This is a genomic window from Oceanimonas marisflavi (assembly GCF_003049725.1).
In the GTDB taxonomy this organism is placed as follows: Bacteria; Pseudomonadota; Gammaproteobacteria; order Enterobacterales; family Aeromonadaceae; genus Oceanimonas; species Oceanimonas marisflavi.
This window is the reverse complement of the sequence record NZ_QAGM01000021.1, coordinates 56,112-62,368: the sequence shown is the minus strand read 5'-3', so window position 1 is coordinate 62,368 and position 6,257 is coordinate 56,112. Positions and strand designations below refer to the sequence as shown.

Sequence of the window (6,257 nt, the reverse complement as noted above, 5' to 3'; positions counted from 1 at the left end):
ATCCTCAAGCAAAGCGAATGCGGCTCACCGAGTCAGCGCAACAAGCTGAAACGAGCCAGTTGGAACGACGATTACCGAGCCCAGCTGTTCTTTGGTTAAATTATCAGCAAAGTATGCTCCCGCCCTGCCGATACATTGGGGCTCAGTGACAGGCTTTGACCCAGCTCAATATACTTTTTTTGACCATTTGGTCAGAATTATTTTCCTGATCGAGAGCTGGTCTCAAAAGGATTTATTTCATTTGTAACCAATGTCGCAGAGAAAGCATCGTTTTACATTTTGTATACAATTTTAATCGTCTTTTGTATTCATTTCTTGGGGTGTAGCATTTACTTCGTTCGCAGGCGGGAGGCCAGGGGCCTTCTGGATTGTGAACCTGTTCGCAGTGGTCACGCCAGCGTGAACCAGTATATATGCACGATAAGAAGGAATATAAAAATGCAAAAAGCCAAATGGGTTATTTCCGCAGCCGCTCTGGTCCTCGCCGCTTCCGCCAATGCCGGTTTCGGTGGCAACTACTCCTACAACAACAGCTACAGCAATGACTATGCCGATGTACAGGTGAGCAAGACCGTATCCGAAGACGGCACCGTGTCTTTCACCAAAACCGTGACCAAGGCCAACGGTGAAACCTACACCTACACCGTTGACAAGCAGGTTAACGACGATGGCAGCGTGACCATCAACAAGAACGTGAACGGCAACGAGTATTCCTACAAGAAGAACTTCGGCCATTAATCAGCCGGCTTGTCAGTGAAGAACTCAAAAGGGTGCTGGTTGCAGCACCCTTTTTCATGGTTAACCGGTACACCTCATGATGCGCGCACTGCTTTCCCTTTTTCTTTTTACCACCCCGGCCATGGCGCTGACCTGGAGCACGGACGATCAGCAACAGGCGCTGGAGCTGCACGGCAAAATCCAGCAGGAATTCGGTGCCCTAGGTTATCAGCAGGATTACAAGGCCGAATCCTTTGGTGGCGATACTCTGGCCTCACTGGGGCTTTCCGGTGCCGGCCGGCTGAATGAACAGGTGATCCTGATTGGTGAGCTGAGCTGGGATCTGGTGAACGACAGTCGTTACGGCGACCGGATTTACTCGGATGAAGCCTGGCTGGGGGTGCGCATCATGGACGATCTGGAGCTGACCGCGGGACGCAGCGACAGCCCCTTTAACCAGCTGCGGGATCTGACAGACGTATTTAACCTGTTTGGCGGCCACGGTTATATGACAGAGCCCACCCTGGATGATCAGCTCAAGGTGACCTGGGCCAGTGGCGGCTGGGATCTGCGCGCCGGTTATGCCGTTAACGATGCCGACAGGCAGGACCACAACAGCGGCACCCGGGCCCAATACGGTGCCTCTGCCGGTTATCAGGCGAAGAATGGACTGAGGGCCGTCGTGGCCGTTGAAAACAAGCAGCAGGGTGCCCCCAACGGGGATATCAGTAACCTGGCGCTGGGCCTGAGTTACCAGACCCCCGAAGGTTTTTATGCGGCACTGACCCGGGGTCGGGCCGATTATCAGGATGTGTGCTGGGTAGGGCCCGAGTGCATTGACCGCTTTCGCTTTGAATACTGGGAAGGGGTGGTGTCTTACAGCTACAAGAAGCTGGCCCTTGGCCTGGGCTATAACCGGCTGAGTCTGCATGAGCCTGCCCACGAACGCTGGGAAGACAAGGTGATTCTCGCTACCGAATATTATCTGATGCCCAGGGCCAAGGTGTATGCCGAATATCTGGTGAACCGCGCCGACCACGAGGACGATCTCTACGGCGTGGGCATGCAGTATTACTTCTGAGCCCCTGTAGCTGCCGCTTTAGCCGGCAGGGCCTGTGTAACAGGCCGTGAAGACACAGCCGTCTTCAGGTTGCGCCAGCTAAAGCGGCGCCTACAGAACCATGATGCCAATCAACCCAAAATAATATGGGGCAGGTAGCGGGACAGATCCTGAGTGATGGGACTGGTGTCCTCGCGCATGGCGATGCCGGCGGGGGCGTCGTCCACCAGCCAGCTGCCCACCAGCGCATGGCGGCCGCCAAACACCGGCAGCGGGTGCCAGGCCTGAATGATATGGCCTTCCTCGCCGTAAGGGCCGTCGACCTCGGCCACCACCTCGCCGTGGCGCACTATGCGTATATTGGCCCCTTCCCGGGAAAACAGCGGCTTTTGCACATACTCGTGCAGTTGCGAACGGGCGGGATCGTCGCCGAAATAAGCGGGCAACAGATTGGGATGGCCGGGAAACTGCTGCCACAGCAGCGGCAGCAGCGCCTTGTTGGAGAGCACCGACTTCCACATGGGCTCGAGCCAGTTGACCCGGCTGGAGGTCAGGTGAGCGGCGTATTCCTCCTGAAACATGAACTCCCAGGGATAGAGCTTGAACAGCCAGTCGATGGTGTTGTTCTGGCTGTCGGTCAGCCAGCCGCCTTCGCCCAGACCGATGTCTTCCATATACACAAAGGCGGTGTCGAGCCCGGCTTCCCGGGCGCAGTCTTCCAGATACTGCACCGTGCCCCTGTCTTCGATGCTGTCTTTGCAGCAGGCGAAGTGCAGGGTCTGGCCGGCGTGATCCGGTGCCAGGGCCCGAAAACGGTTCACCAGCCGCTCCTGCAGCAGATTGAACTGATCCGCATCCCGGCGCAGCCGGCCGGCATCCACATTGTCTTCCAGCCACAGCCATTGCCAGAAGGCGGTTTCAAACAAACTGGTGGGGGTGTCGGCGTTGTTTTCCAGCAGTTTGGCCGGGCCACGACCGTCGTAGGCCAGATCCAGCCGGGAATAGAGGCTGGGATCCCGCCGCTGCCAGGAGTCGGCGATATCCTGCCAGCGCGCTTCGGGCAGGCCGCAGCGGCGCAGCAGTTGCTCGTCACGCACCACCCGGTCCACCACCTCCAGGCACATCTGGTGCAGTTCGGCGGTGGGATCTTCAATATCCCGCTCAATCTGGGCCAGGGTGAACTGGTAGTAGGCGGTTTCGTCCCAGTAGGGCTCGCCGTACATGGTGTGAAAGCCAAAGCCCAGCTGCTCCGCCTGGGTTCGCCAGTGAGGGCGCTCCCTGTGCCCGACCCGCAGCATCAGCCGCCCCAGCCCCGGGAACGACTGCCGGTGGCGCGCTTGCTGCTGCTCCAGCTGCTTTTGGCCTGGGCCGAGGAGCCAAAACCGCCCCGGGAAATGGTGCGGGTGACCTTGGGTTTGGGCTTGAGTGCTTCCCGGCTGACCGGCATGCGTTTGCCGTAGCTGGCCTTGCCCAGCCGGTAGCCGCCGGCGGTAGTCCAGTGGCCATAGTAGGGAGAATAGGGGTTGAAGGAGGTGTATACCGGCCGGTGAATATAACGGTTCTGATCAAGCAGGCGGCCAAACATAAAGCCGGCCATGGCGGGCATAAACCAGTTGTTGTCCTGGTACTGGTAGGGTACGCAGTTGCCGCCGCCAAAGTCGGCCTCGCAGTCATACTGGCGGTCGTATTTGGGCGCGGTGTCGGCGGATTCGGCCAGGGCCTGCTGATAGGCGGCCTGGCACTGCTCGGCCAGCTCCGGGTTGTCGTTGCGGCAGTCATCCGGCGACCGGTACACCTGCATTTCGGGTTCGTTCTGGCCGCAGGCGCTGAGCAGCATGGAGCCGGCCAGGGCGGCACCTACCGGCTTGCCGATGCGCTGGGTCATGCGGTTCAGCAACTGGCGTCGGGAGCGTTTCATCACAACCTCCTCAGTAGGTGATGCAGGCGGCGTTAAGCAGGCCCACGGCCACCGACAGGCCGCCCACCACGGCGCCGGCGGAAACCTGCCCCTCGTTGATGCGTTCGGCCACCCTGGGCAGAAACACCAGCCGCACAATGGCAAAGGCCAGCAATTGGGCCACCAGCGCCACCAGGCCCCACACTGCAAAGTCGAGCAGCGACACCGAGTTGGCGGCGGCGCTGGCCACCGCCAGCGAGAAGCCGACAAAGGCCCCCACCAGGGCGATGGCCGCCGCCAGGTTCTGGTTTTCCTTGATCAACCGCCATTCGTCCCAGGGGGTCACCAGCACATACAGCCACTTGAACAGCAGCAGCATGACGATGGACAGGGCGAAATACAGCAAAAAGGGGCCAAGGCCCGAAAGGGAAGTGAGTAAGGCGTCCATGAGTATCCTTTTCCGTTTTAAAAATAACGATTTATCTGCATGTTGTGTTGTAGCTGCCGCTTTAGCTGGCAGGGCTTGCGCAGCAAGCCGGTTATAACGGCATCCCAACAGGTGCGCGCCGGCTAAAGCAGCGCCTCTCTCGTCCTCGTTCCCACGCTCTGCGTGGGAATGCATATCTGGTCGTAGCCCAAGCGGCCTGTTGCCAAGGTACACACTCCCACGCTGGAGCGTGGGAGCGAGATACAGCCGCTTTCACGCCGGAATTCGCTTCGCTCATTCCAGCCTACTCCGCTGAGCAAGGCCGGCAAGCATCAGCTCACAAACCGAAAATCGGTCGGGCTCAAGTCGATGCCGGTGGCCAGCACCAGGCTGTGCTCGGCCTGGTGGCCGCTGATCTTTTCCTCACCGGCCACCATCAGCATTTCGGCGTCGCCGTTGTCCAGCACCCGTTCATACAGCATCACAAACTGATCGGTGTCGCTGCGGTGGCCGTTCTGCAGCCAGGTGGTTTCGGTCATGGCCACGGGTCTGGTGTTGTCCCAGGCCTTGCTGAACGCTTGCCCGTCCAGATCCCACTCGGGCTGCACCAGCTCCTGTTCCAGCAGCCGGTTCCAGGCGGCGTCGCCGTCCACCGGCGTGGTGCGATAAAAGTACCAGAGCTTGACCTCGGACACACAGTCGTCTGTGGTGCCGCCGCTCAGCAGCACCTGAATAAAGCCGTCGTCGTCGGTGTAAAAGCGCAGCAGCTGGTGGCTGTCATCCAGTATCACCCGGCCCACCGCCTGAATAAGCTGGGTGCTGGCGGCCCCTTCAAAGGTGACCTGACCTTCCAGCAGCGACAACCGCAGGGCATCGAGCTCAATGCCGCCGCCCAGTCGCAGCCCCAGCACTTCCGGGGCCGGCTCGCCCCGAGGCGCCGGGGGCTGCATTTTCTTTTTCAGCCAGTCGAACATGTTATTTGCCCAGAATACGGGCTAGCTCGTCTTCGGCGCCCGCCGACTGGCTGCCGGCAATGCCCGCCGATTTCAGTTTTTGCTCCAGGGCATCCCCGCTTTCGGTGGCGGCGCGTTCGGCGGCCACGTCCAGCTCGGCCTGACGCTGGGTCTGCTTCTGCTTGATGCGATCCAGCGATTCCACCGCGGTTTTCATGCGCGAGTTGGCGCCGGTATGGCGGGACGATACCGCCGCCTGTGCCTTTTGCACGCTGTCGGTGGCCTTGACCACATCCAGTTGCTGCTCCAGCTGGCGCAGGCGGTTTTTGGCGGTGCCGATATTGTCCTTCAGGGTCTGCTCGGAGGCGGTGAACTGATCCAGGTAGGCTTTTTCCGCGTCCTGCTCGTTTTTCAGTTCGCTTACCCGCTGGGCGCATTCCAGCGCCAGCTCGCGGTTTTCCTTGGCCATGGCGGCCCGGGCATGGCCTTCATAGTCGGCAATGCTGGCGCCGATGGCGTCCACCTTCTGCCGGGCCAGCTTGCGCTTGGCCATAATGCCGGTGAGGGCCTCGTCGGAGCGGCGCAGTTCCTGTCGGGCCTCACGGATTTCCTGCTCCAGAATGCGCAGGGCCTGGCTGTCGGCCACGGCCTCGGCGGCGTCGTTGGCGCCGCCCTTGATGGCGGTGACCAGTTTTTTCCATACGCTCATGAGGTTACTCCTTGCAGATGGTCCTGATAGAGCTCGAGAAAGGCTTCGGTATTGCGGAACAGGGTTTCCACCTCGATCAGCACGCTTTCTTCCTTTGAGCCCGACGACAGGGCGCCAAAGGCGATGTAGTAGTCGTCACCGCTGATATGGCTGATGCCGACTGTGGTCAGCGGGAACAGCTGGTGAGTGCGAAGAATGGTGTCGTTAAGGGCGGCGGCGTCGGTCACCGCCTGGGCGGGAAACAGCAGGGTTTCGGCGATGATCTGCTCACCGGACACCGCCAGATAGGCTTCCAGCCCTTCTTGGTTGGTGATCAGCAGAGAGTCGTTCTCAAGTGAACAGCGCCAGCCGTGGCGTTTGGCCAGCAGGTCGTGCAGTTGTTCCAGGTTCCAGGCCATGGTTTGCTCCGTGTTGTGTGGGCCATAACCCAGACAAGATAGAACAAAGTTGGTTCCAAAGACCACCCCTTATGCCCGAATGAACCTGAAACTGTA

General features: G+C 59.8%; 8 protein-coding genes. 2 read left to right on the top strand and 6 right to left on the bottom strand.

Annotation, left to right across the window (positions count from 1 at the left end; all coding sequences use genetic code 11):
* The first annotated feature begins 438 nt into the window (after positions 1–438).
* Both DA373_RS12965 and DA373_RS12960 read left to right on the top strand, forming a co-directional pair.
* Complete coding sequence (locus tag DA373_RS12965; RefSeq protein WP_107852730.1) at positions 439–738, top strand: hypothetical protein; 300 nt, start codon at positions 439–441, stop codon at positions 736–738.
* A 76-nt stretch (positions 739–814) separates the two neighbouring features.
* Positions 815–1,798 (top strand): porin, encoded by a 984-nt coding sequence (locus DA373_RS12960; protein WP_107852729.1) that lies wholly within the window; start codon positions 815–817, stop codon positions 1,796–1,798.
* 110 nt (positions 1,799–1,908) lie between these two features.
* Here the strand turns inward: DA373_RS12960 and DA373_RS12955 are convergent, their stop codons facing one another.
* The 6 genes from DA373_RS12955 to DA373_RS12930 form a co-directional block, all read right to left on the bottom strand.
* On the bottom strand, positions 1,909–3,075 hold the full coding sequence (locus tag DA373_RS12955; RefSeq protein WP_107852728.1) for a glutathionylspermidine synthase family protein: 1,167 nt from the start codon (positions 3,073–3,075) through the stop codon (positions 1,909–1,911).
* Positions 3,075–3,695 (bottom strand): DUF1190 domain-containing protein, encoded by a 621-nt coding sequence (locus tag DA373_RS12950; RefSeq protein WP_107852727.1) that lies wholly within the window; start codon positions 3,693–3,695, stop codon positions 3,075–3,077. The genes DA373_RS12955 and DA373_RS12950 overlap by 1 nt, the downstream gene beginning before the upstream one ends.
* Positions 3,696–3,705: 10 nt before the next feature.
* Positions 3,706–4,122 carry a DUF350 domain-containing protein gene (locus DA373_RS12945; RefSeq protein WP_107852726.1) on the bottom strand — a complete coding sequence of 139 codons (417 nt, stop codon included), beginning with the start codon at positions 4,120–4,122 and terminating at the stop codon, positions 3,706–3,708.
* Positions 4,123–4,433: 311 nt separating this feature from the next.
* A complete protein-coding gene (locus DA373_RS12940; protein WP_107852725.1) occupies positions 4,434–5,075 on the bottom strand; it encodes a YjfK family protein in 642 nt (213 codons plus the stop codon).
* Between the two features lies 1 nt (position 5,076).
* Positions 5,077–5,763 carry a PspA/IM30 family protein gene (locus DA373_RS12935; protein WP_107852724.1) on the bottom strand — a complete coding sequence of 229 codons (687 nt, stop codon included), beginning with the start codon at positions 5,761–5,763 and terminating at the stop codon, positions 5,077–5,079.
* Positions 5,760–6,161 (bottom strand): DUF2170 family protein, encoded by a 402-nt coding sequence (locus DA373_RS12930; RefSeq protein ID WP_107852723.1) that lies wholly within the window; start codon positions 6,159–6,161, stop codon positions 5,760–5,762. Before DA373_RS12930 ends, DA373_RS12935 begins: the two co-directional genes overlap by 4 nt.
* Positions 6,162–6,257 lie beyond the last annotated feature (96 nt).